Annotated in this window: 25 protein-coding genes; all 25 read right to left on the bottom strand. The window is 36.0% G+C overall.

The features are described 5' to 3' along the window. Positions 1 to 2: 2 nt before the first annotated feature. The 25 genes from fliR to hslV all read right to left on the bottom strand — a co-directional run bounded on the left by fliR (position 3) and on the right by hslV (position 20,134). Entirely contained in the window at positions 3 to 782 is a 780-nt protein-coding gene (gene fliR, locus ACS127_RS12210; protein ID WP_440895322.1) for a flagellar biosynthetic protein FliR, read from the bottom strand. A gap of 3 nt (positions 783 to 785) precedes the next feature. Beyond that, on the bottom strand, positions 786 to 1,055 hold the full coding sequence (fliQ, locus tag ACS127_RS12205) for a flagellar biosynthesis protein FliQ (protein WP_440895321.1): 270 nt from the start codon (positions 1,053 to 1,055) through the stop codon (positions 786 to 788). A 23-nt stretch (positions 1,056 to 1,078) separates the two neighbouring features. Continuing rightward, positions 1,079 to 1,747 carry a flagellar type III secretion system pore protein FliP gene (gene fliP, locus ACS127_RS12200; RefSeq protein ID WP_440895320.1) on the bottom strand — a complete coding sequence of 223 codons (669 nt, stop codon included), beginning with the start codon at positions 1,745 to 1,747 and terminating at the stop codon, positions 1,079 to 1,081. Between the two features lie 2 nt (positions 1,748 to 1,749). Further along, the gene (locus tag ACS127_RS12195; protein ID WP_440895319.1) at positions 1,750 to 2,418 is read right to left on the bottom strand and encodes a flagellar biosynthetic protein FliO; all 669 of its coding nucleotides are present in this window, start codon (positions 2,416 to 2,418) and stop codon (positions 1,750 to 1,752) included. Between the two features lie 4 nt (positions 2,419 to 2,422). Continuing rightward, complete coding sequence (locus ACS127_RS12190; RefSeq protein WP_440895318.1) at positions 2,423 to 2,785, bottom strand: response regulator; 363 nt, start codon at positions 2,783 to 2,785, stop codon at positions 2,423 to 2,425. Between the two features lie 20 nt (positions 2,786 to 2,805). Beyond that, a complete protein-coding gene (gene fliY, locus ACS127_RS12185; protein WP_440898129.1) occupies positions 2,806 to 3,966 on the bottom strand; it encodes a flagellar motor switch phosphatase FliY in 1,161 nt (386 codons plus the stop codon). Then, complete coding sequence (fliM, locus tag ACS127_RS12180; protein WP_440895317.1) at positions 3,956 to 4,957, bottom strand: flagellar motor switch protein FliM; 1,002 nt, start codon at positions 4,955 to 4,957, stop codon at positions 3,956 to 3,958. The genes fliY and fliM overlap by 11 nt, the downstream gene beginning before the upstream one ends. Before the next feature lie 28 nt (positions 4,958 to 4,985). Next, positions 4,986 to 5,402, bottom strand: a complete 417-nt coding sequence (locus ACS127_RS12175) for a flagellar basal body-associated FliL family protein (protein ID WP_440895316.1) — start codon at positions 5,400 to 5,402, stop codon at positions 4,986 to 4,988. Then, on the bottom strand, positions 5,395 to 5,613 hold the full coding sequence (locus tag ACS127_RS12170) for a flagellar FlbD family protein (RefSeq protein WP_440895315.1): 219 nt from the start codon (positions 5,611 to 5,613) through the stop codon (positions 5,395 to 5,397). Before ACS127_RS12170 ends, ACS127_RS12175 begins: the two co-directional genes overlap by 8 nt. A gap of 44 nt (positions 5,614 to 5,657) precedes the next feature. Further along, positions 5,658 to 6,494: a flagellar basal body rod protein FlgG gene (gene flgG / locus ACS127_RS12165; protein WP_440895314.1), complete on the bottom strand. Its 837-nt coding sequence runs from the start codon at positions 6,492 to 6,494 to the stop codon at positions 5,658 to 5,660. A 294-nt stretch (positions 6,495 to 6,788) separates the two neighbouring features. Then, positions 6,789 to 7,163 carry a TIGR02530 family flagellar biosynthesis protein gene (locus tag ACS127_RS12160; RefSeq protein WP_440895313.1) on the bottom strand — a complete coding sequence of 125 codons (375 nt, stop codon included), beginning with the start codon at positions 7,161 to 7,163 and terminating at the stop codon, positions 6,789 to 6,791. An 18-nt stretch (positions 7,164 to 7,181) separates the two neighbouring features. Further along, positions 7,182 to 7,631, bottom strand: a complete 450-nt coding sequence (flgD, locus tag ACS127_RS12155; RefSeq protein WP_440895312.1) for a flagellar hook assembly protein FlgD — start codon at positions 7,629 to 7,631, stop codon at positions 7,182 to 7,184. Between the two features lie 2 nt (positions 7,632 to 7,633). Next, positions 7,634 to 8,941 (bottom strand): flagellar hook-length control protein FliK, encoded by a 1,308-nt coding sequence (locus ACS127_RS12150; protein WP_440895311.1) that lies wholly within the window; start codon positions 8,939 to 8,941, stop codon positions 7,634 to 7,636. A gap of 35 nt (positions 8,942 to 8,976) precedes the next feature. Continuing rightward, on the bottom strand, positions 8,977 to 9,567 hold the full coding sequence (locus tag ACS127_RS12145) for a MotE family protein (RefSeq protein ID WP_440895310.1): 591 nt from the start codon (positions 9,565 to 9,567) through the stop codon (positions 8,977 to 8,979). A gap of 5 nt (positions 9,568 to 9,572) precedes the next feature. Beyond that, a complete protein-coding gene (gene fliJ, locus ACS127_RS12140) occupies positions 9,573 to 10,019 on the bottom strand; it encodes a flagellar export protein FliJ (protein ID WP_440895309.1) in 447 nt (148 codons plus the stop codon). Positions 10,020 to 10,024: 5 nt separating this feature from the next. Beyond that, positions 10,025 to 11,332, bottom strand: a complete 1,308-nt coding sequence (gene fliI, locus ACS127_RS12135; protein ID WP_440895308.1) for a flagellar protein export ATPase FliI — start codon at positions 11,330 to 11,332, stop codon at positions 10,025 to 10,027. Beyond that, on the bottom strand, positions 11,319 to 12,086 hold the full coding sequence (locus ACS127_RS12130) for a FliH/SctL family protein (RefSeq protein ID WP_440895307.1): 768 nt from the start codon (positions 12,084 to 12,086) through the stop codon (positions 11,319 to 11,321). The genes fliI and ACS127_RS12130 overlap by 14 nt, the downstream gene beginning before the upstream one ends. Continuing rightward, on the bottom strand, positions 12,079 to 13,092 hold the full coding sequence (gene fliG / locus ACS127_RS12125) for a flagellar motor switch protein FliG (protein WP_440895306.1): 1,014 nt from the start codon (positions 13,090 to 13,092) through the stop codon (positions 12,079 to 12,081). The genes ACS127_RS12130 and fliG overlap by 8 nt, the downstream gene beginning before the upstream one ends. Positions 13,093 to 13,104: 12 nt before the next feature. Beyond that, a complete protein-coding gene (gene fliF, locus ACS127_RS12120) occupies positions 13,105 to 14,700 on the bottom strand; it encodes a flagellar basal-body MS-ring/collar protein FliF (protein WP_440895305.1) in 1,596 nt (531 codons plus the stop codon). Positions 14,701 to 14,989: 289 nt separating this feature from the next. Further along, the gene (fliE, locus tag ACS127_RS12115; protein WP_440895304.1) at positions 14,990 to 15,295 is read right to left on the bottom strand and encodes a flagellar hook-basal body complex protein FliE; all 306 of its coding nucleotides are present in this window, start codon (positions 15,293 to 15,295) and stop codon (positions 14,990 to 14,992) included. A 19-nt stretch (positions 15,296 to 15,314) separates the two neighbouring features. After that, entirely contained in the window at positions 15,315 to 15,770 is a 456-nt protein-coding gene (gene flgC / locus ACS127_RS12110; protein ID WP_440895303.1) for a flagellar basal body rod protein FlgC, read from the bottom strand. A gap of 2 nt (positions 15,771 to 15,772) precedes the next feature. Further along, complete coding sequence (gene flgB / locus ACS127_RS12105; RefSeq protein WP_440895302.1) at positions 15,773 to 16,165, bottom strand: flagellar basal body rod protein FlgB; 393 nt, start codon at positions 16,163 to 16,165, stop codon at positions 15,773 to 15,775. Between the two features lie 1,081 nt (positions 16,166 to 17,246). Next, a complete protein-coding gene (codY, locus tag ACS127_RS12100; RefSeq protein WP_440895301.1) occupies positions 17,247 to 18,032 on the bottom strand; it encodes a GTP-sensing pleiotropic transcriptional regulator CodY in 786 nt (261 codons plus the stop codon). A 30-nt stretch (positions 18,033 to 18,062) separates the two neighbouring features. Further along, on the bottom strand, positions 18,063 to 19,460 hold the full coding sequence (gene hslU / locus ACS127_RS12095) for an ATP-dependent protease ATPase subunit HslU (protein WP_440895300.1): 1,398 nt from the start codon (positions 19,458 to 19,460) through the stop codon (positions 18,063 to 18,065). A 128-nt stretch (positions 19,461 to 19,588) separates the two neighbouring features. After that, entirely contained in the window at positions 19,589 to 20,134 is a 546-nt protein-coding gene (hslV, locus tag ACS127_RS12090; RefSeq protein ID WP_440895299.1) for an ATP-dependent protease subunit HslV, read from the bottom strand. Between the last annotated feature and the right edge of the window lie 12 nt (positions 20,135 to 20,146).

The following is a 20,146-nucleotide window of genomic DNA, read 5'->3' as shown; positions in this document are numbered from 1 at the left end:
GTTTACATTCCTCCTAAAATACGCATAAAGGTATCCATGATATCCAAGGTATAGCCAAATAACCTTCTAACCAAACTAATATAAAACACCATAAATACACTAATCGCAAAGAATGAAACTGATATCTTTAAAGGGATTCCGACAACAAATACATTAAGCTGTGGAACCGTTCTTGCTATAATTCCTAAAGCAACATCCACCAAGAATAAACTACCAACAATTGGAATTGCCATTTGAAAAGCAATAACAACAATTTGATTAAACATTGTTACAACAGCAGTTATATAGTTTGGGCTTGATAAATCAATCAATTGATCAAGCTGAATCCATTCAAAGCTGTAAAATGCACCATTGATTAATAGATGATGACCATCAATAGCTAATAAAAACATTAAAGCAAAGGTGTAAAAATACTGACCAATGATTGGACTTTGTGCACCTGTTTGCGGGTCAATCACGTTTGCAATAGCAAATCCCATTTGAAAATCGATGAATCCACCTGCAATTTGAACAGCGGTTAAAATGAGAGTAGCCACGAGTCCTAATATAAGACCAACAAGTACCTCCTTAAAAATCAAGATGATAAACATTAAATCAATTGATAAAACGGGAATATCAATAGTCACAACGATGATCCAACTGATAAATAAGGCAATGCCAATCTTAAATGGATTAGGTATATTTCGGTACGAAAAAATCGGAACAGTTGCCAAAAAAGCAACGATCCGAGCGAAGATGAGCAAAAAAGCAGGCAAATAGTTCAAATCAATTAAAGTTAACATTTTTTAACCCACATATTGATTTAAATTTTGCAATATACTGATTGCAAATTGAGTAAGTTGTGTTAACATCCAAGGTCCAAAAAAGACAACACCAACTAACACAGCAACAATCTTTGGAATGAAAGCTAATGTTTGTTCTTGGATTTGTGTTGTCGCTTGAAAAATACTGACTAATAACCCTACCCCTAAAGCGAGAATTAATAATGGCCCTGCAACCATTAGTATGGTAATGATTCCTCGTTCAGCGAGTGTAATGACTAACTCTGCACTCATTCTTCAAATCCCCTTCTGACTGACTAATTAAATCCCGATAATAAAGATTCTACAATTAAATGCCACCCATCAACTAAAACAAATAATAAAACTTTAAATGGCAAAGAAATCATGACTGGTGGTAACATCATCATACCCATTGACATTAAAATACTGGCTACTGTCATATCAATAACGAGAAAAGGTATGAAAATTAAGAAGCCCATTGTAAAAGCTGTTTTTAGTTCACTAATGGCAAAAGCAGGAACTAAAGCAGTTAATGGAATATCTTCAATTGTCTCAATACCGTCTGTTTCAGTATAGTTTAAAAATAATTGCAAATCATTCTGACGAGTGTGGTCCGCCATAAAATGTTTAACCGGCGCACTTGCTCGATCATATGCCTCTTCTAAGCCAATTTCTTCATTCATTAAAGGCGACAACGCTTCCTGATTAATTTCCTGGAATGTTGGGGCCATAATAAAAAAAGTAATAAATAAAGCAATCCCAATTAAAACTTGATTTGGCGGCATTTGTTGTGTCGCCAAAGAGGTTCTAGTAAAAGATAACACAATAACGATCCGAGTAAAGCTCGTTAATAAGATTAAAATACTTGGTGCTAAAGAGAAAATAGTTAATAAGATTAATAGTTGGACAGCGGTTGAAACTGTTTCTGGATCTGTACCAGAAAAAATATCAATAAATTCATTCATAGTTATTCTTCTTCCTTATACTTGGCTCTAATTTCTTCTCTCTTTTCTTTCATTGCATCGAGTTCTCCTTTAAATAAAGAAGCAAAATTATCATTCACTTTAGCTTCACTCTGCTGATCATCAGTTTTGATTTTTTCCTTTTTAATGTTGAGTTGATCGAATAAAGAATTAACCTTTAGAGAAGGCGCTTGATGTTTCTCAAGCATCTGATGTTTGATGTCTTCATCGGTTACTTCAGTTAAAATTGAAACATTATCACCGACACCGATAAGGTAGATTTTTTCGCCTACTTTCAACATCTGAACGGATTTATTCGTTCCTAGTGATATACCACCTAAATTCACCAGGACTTCCCCTTGTTTATTAAATTGTTTCGTGCGATTAAACAATTTAAGTAAAATATAGATTAGACCGATTATTAAGGCTAATACAACAACGATTCTCATAATGAGTCCAAAGATATTTGGCGTTTCATTATTCAACAACTGTGGTTCGTCTTCTAGCTCTTCTTCTTCATCCATCATCTGATGATCTGCTGTGTCGGGTTCAGATGAATCTGATTCTTCTTGATTAAAGAAATCGGTCACAGAATCATCACTTGTTTCTGCTGAAAGCATCATCACATTAATGGTAAAGAAAAATAAAATGATTAAAGGCAATAGCTTTTTCATGCCATCAGTCCAATGCTTTAGTAATAGCCTCAATGACACGATCAGCTTGAAACGGTTTAACGACAAAGTCTTTCGCACCAGCTTGAATAGCATCGATAACCATTGCTTGCTGTCCCATCGCTGAACACATAATAATAATGGCATTAGGGTCTGCTTCCTTAATCTCTTTCAATGCAGTAATTCCATCTTTTTCCGGCATGGTAATATCCATCGTGATAAGATCGGGCTTGAGTTCTTCAAATTTATCAACAGCTTGTTGACCATCCTGCGCCTCTCCAACCACTTCAAAGCCATTCTTTATTAATATATCTTTAATCATCATACGCATAAAAGCTGCATCATCTACAATTAATACTGTATGTGCCATCATTCTTCCTCCTAGACATTTTACTTAAGGTTTTTCAAACGATCAGATTGACTAATAATATCTGTAACTCTGACCCCAAAATTCTCATCAATCACAACAACCTCACCTTGAGCAATTAATTTATTGTTAACATGAATATCAACAGGTTCACCAGCTAATTTATCAAGTTCTAAAATTGAACCCGACGACAATTCTAAAATATCCTTAACAGCCCGTCTTGTTCTTCCTAACTCCACAGTTACCTGAAGAGGAATATCTAATAACATATCTAAATTGCGTTGCTCTGATTGTGGTAAATCCAATGACTCAAAATTTGAAAATTGAGCATTTTGAATACTGGCATTTGCTTGTGTCGGTTCGCCAATGTTACGCGGTGCTCTGGGTTCTTCCTGCATGGTTTGTTTATAATTTGTTTGCTGATTCATTTGGACAGCCTCATTTTCCACTTTCTCTTCTTGTTTCACTTCCGATTTTGGTTCTAGTTCTGAAATCGGAGCATTCAACAATCCATCTACCATTTCCTTGGCAAAGGAAGGGGGTAAAAGTTGCATAATATTTGAATCGACTAACTCCCCAATTTTCAATTGAAATGATACTTTAATTAAAATATCATCATTAGGAATATATTTTTCACTCGACTTTTCCGTCACATCTAACATCACTGTAGAAGGGGGGGAAATATCGACTCGCTTCGAAAAAACAGTTGACATACTTGTCGCGGCAGTTCCCATCATTTGATTCATTGCTTCTTGGATGGCACTCATGTAGATATCGTTTAATTCAGTTTCTGTTGTTTTTCCATCTCCTCCAAGCATTAAATCTGCAATAACCATTGCATCATCTGTTTTTAAAACAAACAGATTATCACCTTGGAAACCATCAGTATATTTCACTTCTACCCCAACATGTGGTTTGGGGAATTCTTTTTCCAACTCATTTCGTCGAACAAATGAGACAGTTGGTGTGGTAATATCAACCTTTTGGTTCAATAGGGTTGCCAACGTTGTCGCTGAACTTCCAAATGAAATATTACCTATTTCACCTAACGTATCTTGTTCTAAATCAGTTAAGATTGGGGAAGTTTCTGAAGTATCTTCAACAACTTCTTCCACTTCTTCATCTTCATCAGTATTTAATAGTGCATCAATTTCGTCTTGTGAAAGCATACCATCATTCATGATCTGGTGCCCCCTTCTTAATTTCTTCTAATATTTGAACGGCAACCTTATTTTTGTTATGACCTGGTTGTACAGTATACAAGCGTTCATCATCAGCTTGCAATGCCATGGGTTCATTAATTTTCTGGTCTAAGTGGAGTACATCTCCTTTTTGAATCTGTAAAAAATCATTAATGGTTATCTTCGTTTGTCCAAGTAAAACCTTCAAATCAAGGAAAGTTGATTGAATATTTTCAGTTAAACTTTCATACTCCTCAGGTTTACGATCTTTTTGTGTTTCAGTTTGCATCCAATAATGAACAGATAGTCTTGGCATAATTGGTTCCAATACAACATGTGGAATACAAATATTAATCATGCCTGTACTTTCACCTATAGTCGTGTTTAATGATACAACAACAACTGTTTCATTTGGAGAGACAAGCTGTAGAAATTGAGGATTGACCTCAAATTCTTCTAAGGCGGGATCAATATTAGCTACTGAAGCCCAAGCTTCACGTAAATTGTCCAATGATCTTTCAAACAAATTTGTCATGATTGTCGATTCAATTTCAGTTAAGTTATCAATTTTGTTTAAACTGCTTCCTTTTCCACCTAAAATGCGATCAAGCATTGCATAAGCAATGTTTGGATTGATTTCAAAAATAATTCTTCCGTCTAATGGTGCCATACTAAAAATATTAAGCACCGTCATCGCTGGAATCGAACGAATAAATTCTTCATATGGAATTTGGTCAACAGAAGCAACAGAAATATGTACATAGGTACGCAGCTGCGCTGAAAAATATGTTGTTAAAAGTCGTGCGTAATTCTCATTGATTCTTGAAATACTTCGGATCTGATCTTTAGAAAAGCGCAATGCTCTTTTAAAGTCATAGACGCGAACTTTCCGATCATTTTCTTCTTGCTTCAATTGATTAGCGTCCATTTCCCCGGACGATAGTGCTGATAATAACGCATCAATCTCATTTTGAGACAGAACCTCATCTGCCATCACTCTCACCTCCTACAAAGGAGCTATACTACTGTACAATTTTACCCACAATATAAATGTCGGTAATTTCCCCTTCTTCCATTAATTTGTTCATTTCTTCTTTTAGTGTCGTTTCAAATTCATTTAATCCAGCTTGAAGTTGTTCAGATGTCATATCAATCGTCTCTTTAATTAATAGATTTTTAAATTGAAATTCTCTTAATTCAATCTCATCACGAGCCTCACTATTGTTTGTTAAAATATTAAATTGTAATTGAACATATCGTTGATTCTCTAAATCTAGGTTAATCTCATCTGTTGTATAAGAATACTCAACCTGTTCATCTAGCGTTAGTTCGCGATTCGGATCTTCATTATTTTGTAAGAGATAGACGATACCAGCTACACCTGATATAGCAACGACTGCTAAAACGACCAAGATAATTTTAAACCACTTGTTATTCATCTTTTTCACCCACTTTTAATTGAGAGCCTACTAAACCAATTTTCTTAAAAAATTGTGTTGATAATGCCTTTACTTCTAATTCTGACTCTTTGACTACTAATTTCTTGCCGTTGAATAGTGTAATTGTCGTATCCGGAAATGACTGGATTCGTTCAATATAAACAGCATTTAATGTAAATGTTTCACCGTTAAAGCTTGTCAGTTGAATCATTTTTATGTTAGGAGCAAGCTGTTAAACTTGCTCCTTCCTCCTATCTATCGTTTAAGGTTCACTAGTTCTTGTAAGATTTCATCAGATGTGGTGATAATTCTTGTATTCGCTTGGAAACCACGTTGAGCAACAATCATATCGGTAAATTCTTCAGATAAATCAACGTTAGACATTTCTAATGCGTTAGAGACAATGCTCGCAGACCCTTGTTCTTCTGGTGTAATCAGATCAGGCATACCATTTTCGCCAACCATTCCATCATTGACGGTTGAACGGTACATGTTATTACCCACCTGCTCTAAACCACCTGGGTTAGAGAATTTAGCTAACATAATTTGACCCGCTGTGTATGTTTCACCATCTTCAACGTAGTTAACAACTCCGTTTCCTTGAATACTAAAACTATCTGCAGATTCTGGTATTTGTATTCTTGATCCACCTTCACCTACAAGGTACTGTCCATTGGCATTGACGATATAATCATTATCATCTAAATACATATTACCAGCACGTGAATATAATAAATCCGCATCTTCTAGATTGAATTGATCCTGATCAATACCTGAAGCAAAGATAAACATACCATCTCCTTCTAATGCGAGATCTAACTCACGATTTGTCGTTTGACGATTACCTTGGGTATGGATCACGTCAATTGCTCCAATTTGCGAACCTAATCCCACTTGTTGACCATTAATCCCACCACGAATATTGGTTGGAGCTGAAGCACCAGCAACTGTTTGGCTCATCATATCTTGAAAAGCAACTCGAGATTTTTTGTAACCTGATGTATTAACATTAGCAATATTGTTACCGACAACATCTAATTGTGTTTGAAAACCTTTCATTCCAGAAATACCAGAATACATTGATCTTAACATTTAAACATTCCTCCTATTAATTTGGAGTTCTAAAAGTTCGATAAAAAGGACCCGTCGGCTAAAATTGCAACGTCCTGTTGCAACGCCGACACTAGTACATCCTGTACGTCGAAAGTTCAAGGCGGCACAGCTTTGAGGAACAGAACGTATGCTTTTACATACGTGAGTACCAGAAAAGCAAGCCAACGCAGGAATTCGACGTGTCATTTTTGTTGGACTTTTTGAACATCCCCTATTTAGACTGCTGTCTCACTCAGTCAACAGCGTCAATTGGCCTCCTGTTAAGGTCCAGCCTTAATCTAATAAAATAGTTCCATTAATATTAGTGAAAATCCGACTTTGCGCTTCCTCTCGATCGAGTGCAGTTACGACCGTATTATTTTTTGCACTAACTAATAATGTCGCTTCATCTGTAATCACTAATGAATCTGTAATTCCTTTTTTCTTTGCTTCTCTGACTTGGTCAGCGATTTTTTCCCATTTATCACTTGAAATATTGATATCACGTTCATTTAATCGTGCTTGCGCATGTTTACTTATTTTTAAATCAGATTGTGTTTGGTCTAAAACAGCTCGAAATGATGTTGATTGTGGATTCGATTTAACTGTTTTGGGTTGCTTATTTTGTAGTAAGGCATGGCTAGACACGTGTTGAATACGATGATCCATTTAACCTCCTCCTTTTATCTAATCCTCTGAAGGTTGATTAATCCGTAATATTTCATCCGTGTATATTTTCTCGCCGTTTTCTAATTCAATAACTGCATAGCCATTTTTTTCGCTAATGGCGATAACCTCACTTGACTCAATTTCCTTTGGTTCTTTAACTTGCCCAGTTTCTTCATCAATGGCATAATAACTAATCTCTTTACCAATTAAATGACTGTACTGAATGACTGGTGACGTCATTTGATTATTGACCAGCATACTGATTGACTCATTCATATTTATCATTTGTTCTAATGAAGAAAAAGTCGTCATTTGAGAAATAAATTCCCGGTCATCCATTGGATTCAAAGGATCTTGATTTTGAATTTGGGTCATGAGTATTTTCAAAAATTCGTCTTTACCAAGTTCTGAACTTGGTGCACTTCTTGGGACATTACGCAAGTAGTAAGACGGATCAATCTTAGACATATTTACACCCTCTCTTGGAATAATACATCCTCAAAGCGAATGGAGTCTTCTTCCTGATTATCCTGTTCATTTGGCATCGGTTGTTGCTCTTGTTCGTTTAATTCTTGTTCATCCTGTGCCTGTTGCTCAAATGGTGTTTGCTGATCAACAAAAATCGGTTGACTTTCCTGCTTTTCAATGACAATATTTTGCGGTGAAAACATATGACGTAATTCTTTTATATTTGCTTCTAAAGCTTCTTTTGCCAGCTCAGAACTTGCCGTTAATTTAACCAGCATTTCACCATCCATTTCAGTTAATTCAACCCTTATTGTCCCTAATGATTCAGGGGCTAACTTTAATAATAATTGTTGACTACCATTTTTACCTTGCAAAAATGTACTTTGATTGATCGCTTGTTCAAATTTACTAAGGAGCTGGTCACTCAATTGCTCGGTTGTCTCAACTTGTCCGCCTAATTGAATTTGAAGCTGTTCAATACTTGAATCGGTTCTATGTTGACTAAAGAGTTGACCAAAAGTACTGTTCGATTGCTCTCCTTGTTGACTTGTTTGTTCAATTGCCGCTTTTACCCACTTAAGGACTTCTTTAGAAGTAACCGTTGTGTCAGATTGATAGCTTGTCTTTTGAGCTAAAGCAAATTTTTTCTGAAAATTGTCATGAACCTTAGCCAAGATTTCCAAATTCGCTTTATTGCTTTCTTGGTCAATCATTTTTCCAACCACATCTGGCAGTGTTTGTTTGGTTTCTTGCATCTGCTTTAACAAATCCAGCAACTGCTTGGCGTCTTCTTGTGAAAACGAATCGAATTTATTGATTAGTTCGTCGAGTGCTGTCAAAGTCGCTTCATTTTCTATCGGAGTGGTCTGGTCTATTAATGATAGATATTCATTTTGATCATGGCTTGAGATGCGATTTGCCATTGCATTCAAGTGATTAATCTGTTCAGTTTGAATGTCTAATGAATTGAATTGATTCAATAATACTTGAATCTCTTCATCCTCTTGCTTCAAATCCAACTCTTCAAGATCCTTTAATTCAGACATTAATTGCTCATTATCTTCAATTTCAAGATCAAACTTTTGCTCAAACCAATCAAACAATAGCTCTAGGTCTTCGTCAGACAAATTCTCTAACCATTCGATTAGCTTGTCATGATCCGATTGAATCCTATCTGTATCATTGGTAGATAAATCCATTAAATGATTAATCAAGCCGCCAAAAGATGTTTGGTTATTTGCCTGGATTTCAGCACGTATGGGCTGACTTGGCATCGGTACAGTTTGAAAAAGTAGTGCGCTTATATTCATCCTTTCACCTCCCTTCAAGTAGTGATCATTAAATGTCAATCAAGTAATTGTTCAGAAAATGCTGCGGCATTTTCTGGGTCCATTGCACTTAATATTGCCGCTCGCTGTGCCTCATCAATTTCTCGCAATATACCTATAGCAATGGGATCACTCATGTTTGCTAGAATAGGAGCTGCTTTTTTGGGAGCCATTTCTTGATATGTATCAATTAATTTAGTTAAATTATCATCCAGCCCCTCTTCTTCTTCTTCTGAGGATTCTTCCCTTAAATTATCAAGCTGATTATTCAGTCTGGTAATTTCTTGGTTTAATTGATCAACCTCTGTTGTCTTGACAATTAAATCTGATTCTAAAATAGCCATCTCACTCTCGAGATCATCAATTTGATTTTGATATTGGCGCTCTTTTCGCTCAAGTTCTTCCTCTTCTTCTGTTGTAACAAAATTGTTAATAATCGGAATATGATTAGCAAACTCTTTCGCCTTATCAATTGGATTTAAATCAAGTAGAGATAGCACAATAAAAGTAATTGAGATGGCTAATATTAAAGGAATAATAATAAGAAAAATCCATTGTAAAAAACTTATTTTTTTAGATTCACTATTTTGATTCGGACGTTCTGCCATCTTCTTCACCTATTTCCATGATTAAAATACTGTCTGATTGAAATTTCATCCATTGTTTGATTTTCCAGGTATTTAATCTTATCCTGTTCTTTCCGATGTTTTTTTTCGATAATCTTTTCAAACTTTTTCACTTCGACATGTGCTTCAGTTAATTTTTCTTGTTTTTTTTCCATAACTGCTCGTTTCTGATTAACCTCAATTTGAACATATTTAATTTTTTCTTTTATTCGTTCGATAAAGGCATAGTGGGTAGCTAACGTCGTGACACTTCCAGATGAAGACAAGTAATAATTATATTCCTTTTCTACTTGTTCTTTTTTTTTCAATAATAAAAATAGTTTTTCAGCACTCACTTCAAAATCGTTAGCGGCTTGGCGATAAGCGAGTTGGGCTTGACTCTTCAATTGCTCTTGATGATCTAAAATTTTATTGAACGCTTTTATAGTTGCCATCACGCTTATCCTCCATTTAATATTGATCTCATTATAGCTATTGCTTCTTCTCTTGTGCATTTTTCTTCAATATCTTGTTTTAGAAATGAAATAATCTTAGGTTGTAACTGAATAGCTCGATCAACCTGAGGACTTGTTCCTTTTTTATAAGCACCAATTTGAATTAATTCAAAATTTTCCTCATAGGTTGATAAGTGTAAACGCATTTCATTAGCTAACTTTTGTTCATCAGATGTCGTGATTTGCGGCATCACTCGACTGATTGACTTCAAAACATTAATGGCTGGAAATTGAGCTTGCTCAGCCAGCTTTCGATCTAATACAAAATGACCATCTAAAATACCACGAGTCGTGTCTGCAATCGGATCATTTAAATCATCACCATCTACTAAAACGGTATAAAAGGCAGTAATAGTTCCTTTATCACTTGTACCTGTCCGCTCCAAAAGTTTTGGCAGTAAAGCAAAAACGGAAGGTGGGTATCCTTTTGTCGTTGGCGGCTCTCCAGTTGCTAATCCCACTTCTCGTTGAGCCATAGCCACACGTGTAACGGAATCCATCATCAGGTTCACGTTATAGCCTAAATCCCTAAAGTACTCACTAATTGCTGTTGCGGTGTATGCACCTTTTATCCGCATGAGAGCAGGCTGATCTGAAGTTGCTACAACAACAATTGACCTTTTTAAGCCTTCTGTACCTAAATCTGCCTCAATAAACTCTCTAACCTCACGTCCACGCTCACCAACTAAAGCAATTACATTGACATCTGCTTCACTGTTTCGAGCAATCATGCCGAGCAATGTACTCTTGCCAACACCACTTCCAGCGAAAATACCAACCCGTTGTCCTTTTCCAACTGTTAACATTGTATCTAATGTTTTTACCCCTAATTCAATAGGCTCTAGAATTCGAGGACGCTGCAAGGGATTTGGCGGTGTTTGTTCAGTGCGGACACTTTTTAATCCTAATGGTAATGGCGATTGGTCTAATGGTTGTCCTAATGCATCGATAACTTGCCCAATCAATCCCTTACCAACTTTTATCATTAAGGATTGGTCAGTAGCTTCTACTAAACTACCTGGACCAATATCAGTTATTGGTGAATAAGGCATGAGCAATACATTTTCACCAGTGAATCCAACAACCTCTGCCGTGATTTTCTCACCTTTCTCTGGATGAATATAACAAACATTACCTATATTAACTGCTGGACCAATCGATTCAATCATCAAGCCGACCACTCGTTTTATTTTCCCAAATCGTGTATATGAGTCAACTCGTTCAATGGCTTCTAAATAACTATTGATGTTCACGTTTGATTTCCTCCATAACCTCGATCAAGCGTGTCTTTATTTTGGCTAATTGATGATCAACTGACACATCCAACTTTGAATAGGGTGTTTTAATTGTACAATCACCCTGTTTCAACGTATCTAACGGGTGTACGGAAAGGACAATTTCAGGATCTAATAAAGTCATCAATTGATCACGATGATCTGTTATTAAATTAAAGTCATCGACGCTCGTATAAATTTTAATTGAAGGTTGATGATGAACTTCTTGAATGGCTGGTTTGACCATTTCGACAAAGGCGTTATTTTCACTTATTTCATAGGAAACAATTTTATTGGCTATTTTTACAGCTAATTCTAAAATCGTCGCTTCACTCTGTCCGACAATTTTCTTCTCTTGCTCTCTTGCCGCTTCAACGATTTGATCAGCTTGGTCAATTTTTTTATGTACAGCTTGAAACCCTTGATGTTGACCATCTTGATAACCGAGATCAAATGCTGATTTCTTAGTTGATTCAATTAAAGTTTCCTTTTCTGCTTGCCAATTTTCTCTTGCTGCTGTTATTTCTTTCTCTATATCATCGCGCTTAGTCTTTATTTCCTGATCAATCTGTTTGAGTCGATCCTCTGCTTCACTAATTTGATTGAGCAATTCTGTAAGTTGGTCGGTTTTTTGATCAGATGCCGAAGTGTCGTTAGCTTCTTCTACCTTTGGAAATGTGATTGGTCTCAATTTAATTTCCTTTGTTTTTGTTTCCTGATGAAGATTAGACAATAATATCATCTCCTCCACCACGTGCAATAACGATTTCTCCCACTTCTTCTAATCTACGAATAGCCGCCACAATCCGTTGCTGTGCTTCTTCAACGTCACGTAGACGAACAGGTCCCATAAACTCCATTTCTTCTCTAAATGTTTCAGCCATTCTAGTTGACATATTACTAAAGACAACTTCTTGAACTTCTTCACTAGCAACTTTGAGTGATAGGCGTAAATCATCATTCTCAACTTCACGAATAACTCGTTGAATTGCACGGTTATCCAAGGTAACTATATCTTCAAATACAAACATACGTTTCTTGATTTCTTCTGCTAACTCTGGATCCTGAACTTCAAGTGCATCGAGAATGGTTCGTTCCGTACTTCTATCTACTCCGTTCAGCACTTCAACAACAGCTTGAATACCACCTGTTTGTGTATAATCTTGTGTAACTGTCGCCGAAAGCTTCTGTTCCAATATTTGTTCCACTTCATAGATAATTTCAGGAGACGTTGAATCCATAATCGCAATTCTTTTCGCTACATCAGCTTGCATTTCTTGAGGCAGCTCAGATAATATTTGCCCAGCTTGTTCATTATCTAGATATGAAAGTACTAAAGCAATTGTTTGCGGATGCTCGCTTTGAATAAAATTTAAAATTTGTGCAGGATCTGTCTTCCGTGCAAAATCAAATGGCTTAACTTGTAATGAAGATGTTAAACGCGAAATGATTTTATCTGCTTCATCACCGCCAACTGCTTTTTCTAGCACTGTTTTTGCGTAGCCTATCCCACCTTGAGAGATATAATCTTGCGCTAAGGCAATTTGATGAAATTGCTCCATAACAACTTCTTTCTGTTCTGCTTCAACTTTTTTAACTGAAGATATCTCTAAGGTTAACTTCTCAATTTCTTCTTCTGTTAAATGTTTATATATTTTTGCCGATACATCGGGACCAAGTGAAATAAGCAGAATCGCTGCTTTTTGGCGACCGGTAAGTACGTGTTTATGTCTAGCCATTCAGCTCTCCCCCTAATCCTCTGAAATCCATGTGCGTAATAATTTAGCAAACTCATCAGACTTATCTTTAGCCATTTTCTCAAGCTGTTTTCTTTTTATCGTCGTGTCTGTATCATCCGGTTCTTCTATCTCAGGAATCTCGGTATCTACTTCTTCAATTTCTTCTGTATAAGCAAATTCATCTTCAACACCACGACGTTTTCGAATTAACAATATAATAAGAACAAGGATCAATAATAATAAAATCCCACCAATAATCATTGCGAATAATGGAATCCCACCTGTAATCGGTTGTTCAGGTTGATCCATTCCGCTGAATTCTTGGAATACAATTGATGTATTTGGCGTTACATCAACCTCTTCGTATGATCCATCAACTGTTGTTTCAATAATCGAATCTAAAATAGAAGCAATACCTACCTCAACATTTGCCTGTTCAGCAGCGGTTAACAATTCGACCTCACCGCCTTCTCCTACCGTATCTTTACGACTATCTACTGCAACTTGAATGCCTAAATCTCTTACTTTATATGGACTCTCACTAATTTCGCGCTGAATTCGATTGAATTCATAATTGATCGAATCTTGAATTAATTCATAATCACCTTGTCCGGTATCTCCAGCAGGATAATTAGGAATATCTTCTTCTCCGGCACCGACTTGTCCATCAAAAGCCCCTTCTCCAGAGTAACTCTCTTGAATACTCTCGATACTGACAGGTAAACCATCTATTTCTTCATTAACTGGATCAACAAGTTCTTCCACACGGTTCTCTTGAGTAAAATCAATATCCGCTGTTACCGAAGTCACAACCTTATCTGACCCAATCATCGTTCCAAGCATTTGTTGTACGCGACGCTGAATGTCTCGCTCTATGTCTTGTTTAATTGCCTGTTGTGAGGCATAGACATCACCACTTGAAAAGTCACTCCCATTTTCCATATCATAATAATTGAAGTTCTGATCTAAAATACCGATATTCTCAACAGGAAGGTTGGGAACTGACTTTGACACCAGATGATAAAGAGCGTTAATTTGTTCAGATTCAAAACGATGACCCGGAGCGACATCTAACACAATTGATGCTGTCGCTTCTTCTTCCTCATCGCTAACGAAAACCTGTTGCTGTGGCATGCTAATCATAACGTTTGCCTGTTCAATTCCAGATATACTTGAAATTAGATTAGCTAGTTCAGTTCGCATCGCATCTAATTTCATGATGTCAAATTCGTTATCCGTTACACCCCAAGAACTATTCTGACTAAAAAAAGAATAATCAATCCCTCCACTTTGCGGGATACCTTGGGCTGCTAATTCAACTAACAAACTATCTGCCATTCCTTCTGGCACATGGATGGTTGTTCCAGAATCGCTAACTTCATTTTGCACGCCTCTTATATCTAATTCCTCTTTGATTTGACCCGCTTCCTGCATAGACAGATTACTGTATAAAGGAACCATCGTTGTCCGTGTAGCTAAAATGCTGCCACCAACAACTATAACTAGAAAAATCAAAAGGGAAGACAATATAAGTCCTTTTTCTTTTTTAGTTCTTATATGCCAAAATTCAACTATTTTGTCTTTGTACTGATTAAATTTCTCTTTCATTATGTGCCTCCATACCAAACAACTTTCAATTGAAGTACCTTTAGTGCGTGTTTAAAAAGATCAGTAAAATACATTAAGAAATTCGAGTCAACGTGTCCCCATAAAATTATAGAAGTAAAACCTAAAATTTACTTCTACGTTCATTGATAAAATCTTGCGCTTTCAGATAGTGCAAGAATAAGTATCTGTTTTATTCTGAATCCAGTCCCAGAATGTTTCAATAGTTGGTCATAGGTCCTTCGTTCTCGACATATCATTTTTATTGAACTTTTTGAACAATCTTTCTTATTTATACTTGCATTCTCATTATTTCATTGTAAGCATCAATAACTTTACTTTGCACTTCCACGGCTAAGCTCATAGATAATGATGATTTCTGTGCAGCTATCATCACATCATGCAGTTGATCGATTTGACCATTAACTAGCATGTCGGTTTTCATTTCCGTTTCTAGCTGAGCATTATTTAACTGTTCAAGTGCTTGTTTAAGCTGATCTGAAAATTGATTGTTTACAGAGTTTTCCTCAGTTTTATTTACTGCATTTATGTAAGATGTGGGCTGAATCGATTGTAAAGCCTGAAGATCAATACCCATTACTTTCACCCTCTCCCTGTTATCTTCCTATCTCAAGCGTCTTCGTCAGCATCCCTTGCGAGGCATTTAGTGCCGTCACATTAGCCTCATATGATCTTGTTGCACTCATTAAATCTACCATTTCCTGCAATGGATCAACATTAGGTACTTGGACATAACCGTCTTCGCCAGCATCAGGATGTGAGGGGTTATAAACTAAAGTGAAAGGCTCATCATCTTCTGTAATAGCGGTTGCATGTACTCCATTAGTCATTTCTGCCTGCTTATTTTTAACCCGACTTAATTGACTAGCAAACGATTGTCCCTTTTCCTGAAAGCGTACAGTTTTTCGGCGGTATGGTTCAAACTCACCATCTTCATTAATTCTTGCTCGAGTCGTCTCAGCATTGGCAATATTTGAAGAAATAACATCCATCCTCAACCTTTGAGCAGTTAATGCTGAACCACTCGAATTAATACTATTAAAAACACTCATGTCTAACGCCCTCCTCGTATAACATTCTGTAATGTACCGAAACTACCATTTAATCGATCGACTAATGCTTGATGATAGATCTGATTGTTGCCTAGTTCAACCATTTCCTTATCCACATCAACATTGTTTCCATTATGGTTATATTGGGTGTTAGAGTTAGTATGAATTTGAAAATCACTTGTTGTTTGACCAAAGTCTATATGACGTGGATCTGTCCGCTTTGCTTGGAATTGATTAGTTGCCTCTTGTTCTAATAAACTCTTAAATTTAGCTGTTTTTGCTTTATAGTTAGCTGTATCCATATTTGCTAGATTATTTGAGATTGTTTCATTTTTTACAAAAGCATAATTTAAACCATGATGCATATTGTCGATCGAACGTCCAAATATCGACATGTTTCTCCCTCCTTTACCTGTATTTGACTATTTTCGCCGAGATGGTCTAACTTTTGTTGAAATAATTTTAAACCTTTTCTATACATAATCTACATCAATTGTATTGGAAATAAAAGAAACTGTCATTAGATTATGAGAAATTCTGACTAAAGTTATTAATAAAAGTGCGAATTTGTGCTACTATTGCCCTAATTTTATATTTAGTCGAATAAATAGATTTTTTGTAAAATTTACTCATGTTGTTATTATCACACAAATGGTTCAAAAAGCCAATAAAATTCTAGCTTTATTATCCTTATTAATCAAGAGTTTACAGCTATTTAAGCTAAAAGTAATGGTCAATTTACTTAATATGGATTTATCAAATTTATTTTAGGTCTTATGACTCCCTACTAACGTTATACCTCTTATATAGATTGATCTATCTTTGAAGTAAATAGTTCAAACTTAATGAGTCATTAAAACTCACTCGTAGATTAACTAGAACAAAAATTTAAAGTATATATTTACACAATAGACTTATTATAGTGACTCAAATAGTGATTTTATTTAACAAGATGAAGAAAAAATGTGATTCAAATCCCCCATCAGCGACTATTCTCATCTATAGCGTGTTTGTTTATGTTTTGAATAATTGCTTTAGCCATTATGCTGCTTACTTATAAAAAAGAGGTTATTGCACAATGATGCATATGTTGTTCAATAGCTTTTTTATTTGACGGTATTAGACATGCGATTGCAAATTCTATTCAACTTTTTGGCTCACCATTCCAATCAAAACACCGGATAGATCGACTCTATCCGGCAGCTTGACTTAGGATTTCGTTTGAAATAACTGATAAAAGCACTCTATCCAACAGTTTGGCTTGAGGCTTCATTTGAAATGTATGATAGAAGCGCTTTATTTGATATTTTGGCTTGAATTGTCGATTGAAATATCAGATAGGCGTGTTCTCGCAGCTTTTCTAGAGGGGAGTTAAAATGATGAAGGAGATTCGATATTGGCATAGTACTATAGGTTAAATTACACAAAAAGAGACTGTCACAAGATGTAGATCATACATTTGCAACAGTCCCTTTCTTAATTTTCTTCTGCTTTTAATTTCTGAAGCTCGTAAAGAAATTTATTGTTTAATACTTTAATATAAGTACCTTTCATGCCTAATGAACGTGATTCAATAACACCTGCACTCTCTAGTTTGCGTAAAGCATTAACAATAACTGACCGTGTAATACCAACTCTATCAGCAATTTTACTTGCAACTAATAAACCTTCTTTTCCTTCTAGTTCAGCAAATATATGCTCAATCGCTTCTAATTCACTATAAGATAATGAGCTGATAGCCATTTGAACAACAGCTTTGGAGCGAGCTTCTTTTTCAATTTCTTCCGTTTTTTGATGAAGGATTTCCATCCCAACAACTGTAGCTCCATACTCAGCTAATAATAAATCATCATCGTTAAAGATTGTGTCTAATCGACTTAAGATTAAGGTTCCTAAACGTTCGCCACTGCCGATAATAGGCACTATAGTCGTTAGTCCGTCTTTAAACAAATCCTTATTTTCAACTGGGAATGCCGTATAAGGACTCTCAATATCAATGTTCGCCGTTGTGCTATGGATATTAAATAAACTTTCTGTATATACTTCTGGGAATTGTCTTTCTTCAAGCATGGCTTTCATTCGCGGATTTTCAATCTTTTGATTGATTGAGAAACCTATTAGTTTCCCTTTTCTACTCACCACAAAGATATTTGCCCCAATGATTTCTTGTAACGTAATTGCCATCTGGTTAAAGTTAATTGTTTTAGCTGTTGCCCCTTGTAAAATTGAATTGATTTTTCTTACTCGCTCTAATAGTTCCATGTTACTCCTCCATTTCCTTTATTACTATTTCTACAAGATATACTGACTTAAATCTCTATTTTTCACAATTGCCTTGAGTTTTTCATCTACATATTGTGGTGTTATATTAATTGAAGTCATGGTGATATCATTGGCTTCAAATAGTAAATCCTCTAGCAATTTCTCTAGAATGGTATGCAAACGTCTGGCCCCAATATTATCTGTTTCCTGATTCACTTCATAAGCAATCTCAGCAATTCGAGTAATTGCGTCTTCAGTAAATACAATGTCAATATCTTCCGTTTTTAGTAAGGCTTGATATTGTTTAAGCAAAGCATTTGATGGCTCAGATAGAATACGTTTGAAATCATCAACTGAAAGCTTCTCTAATTCAACTCTAATCGGAAAACGCCCTTGAAGCTCAGGGATTAAATCAGATGGTTTTGCCATATGAAAAGCACCAGCAGCGATAAACAAAATATGATCGGTTTTTACCGAGCCGTATTTAGTAACTATCGTTGAACCTTCAATAATGGGTAAGATATCACGTTGGACTCCTTCTCGCGAGACATCAACTTTTCCTTCGCTTTTTCCTGCAACCTTATCAATTTCATCAATAAAGACCATTCCTGATTGCTCAACCCTATCAAGTGAAATTTGAGCAACCTCTTCCATATCAATTAATTTCTGTGCTTCTTGCTGAATTAATAATTTTCGGGCTTCACTCACTGGGAGTTTCCGTTTTTTCATTTTTTTAGGCACCAATTGACTAAACATATCTTGCATATTAATGCCCATTTGCTCCATTCCAGTTCCCTGCATCATATCGAACATCGAATGTTGATTTTCTTCGACTTCTACGGTAACCATGGTATCTTCTAATTCACCAAGTGCTAGTTTGTGTTCAACTTGTGTTCGTTTTTTTAACTTTTCTTCATTTATTTGTGGCTGATCATCTAAGTCATCTTCATCTTCATTTTGTTGGAAGAAAACCTCAAATGGATTTTTTATATGATTTTGTTGTTTCTTTGTTAGTGGGACGAGTAATTTTACTAATTCTTGATTCGCTAAGTCTTCAGCTTTTGACTGAACTTCAAGCATTTTTTCTTGTTTAACCATGCGAATGGCCATCTCAACTAAATCTCGAATCATTGACTCTACATCACGACCAACATAACCAACTTCTGTGAACTTTGTTGCTTCTACTTTGACAAAAGGAGCCCCGACCAATTTTGCTAATCGTCTAGCAATTTCTGTTTTACCAACACCAGTCGGTCCAATCATTAGTATGTTTTTTGGGACAACTTCTTCTCGAAACTTGTCATCAATTTTCATTCGGCGAATCCGATTCCGCAGCGCTATAGCGACAGATTTCTTGGCCTGATTTTGACCAACGATATATTGATCTAGTTCTTTAACAATTTCTTTGGGTGAAAGATCTACTTTCAACCCACCACCTCCTAGCTTGCTGTTAGAGGATGTTCAAAAAGTCTGATGAAATTGACATGCCGAAAATAGAAAATTTCCGACTAACTACCAACACGATACTTTTCATCCTCCTTTTTGAACACACACTGTTAGTCAAGTTTTTCTAAAATAATTTGATCATTTGTGTAAACACAAATTTCACTAGCAATTTCTAAAGCTGACTGAGCGATTTCACTTGCTGTTTTTTCAGGACTATACCGCTTTAGAGCTCGCCCAGCTGCCAACGCATAATTCCCGCCAGACCCAATTGCCAAAACTCCATCATCCGGTTCAATTACCTCACCGGTACCTGAAACAAGAAGTAGCGTTTCTTTATTCATTACAATTAGCATCGCTTCTAATTTTCGAAGCATTTTGTCACTCCGCCATTCTTTAGCCAATTCAACAGCAGAACGTTCTAAATTCCCATTAAATGCTTCTAACTTTGCTTCAAATTTTTCAAATAAGGTAAAGGCATCCGCCACTGATCCAGCAAAACCAGCTAATACTTTCCCTTTGAAAAGTTGGCGGACTTTCCTTGCTTTATGCTTCATGACAACTGCATTCCCCATTGTCACTTGACCATCACCACTCATAGCACACTGTCCATTATGGTGAACGGCAAAAATCGTTGTTGCATGAAATTGTGTTTCCATTGGTTCACCTCA

Source organism: Amphibacillus sp. Q70, assembly GCF_052055485.1.
Classification (GTDB): Bacteria; Bacillota; Bacilli; order Bacillales; family Amphibacillaceae; genus Amphibacillus.
The sequence above is the reverse complement of the archived record's forward strand: the minus strand, read 5'-3'. Positions and strand labels throughout refer to the sequence as shown.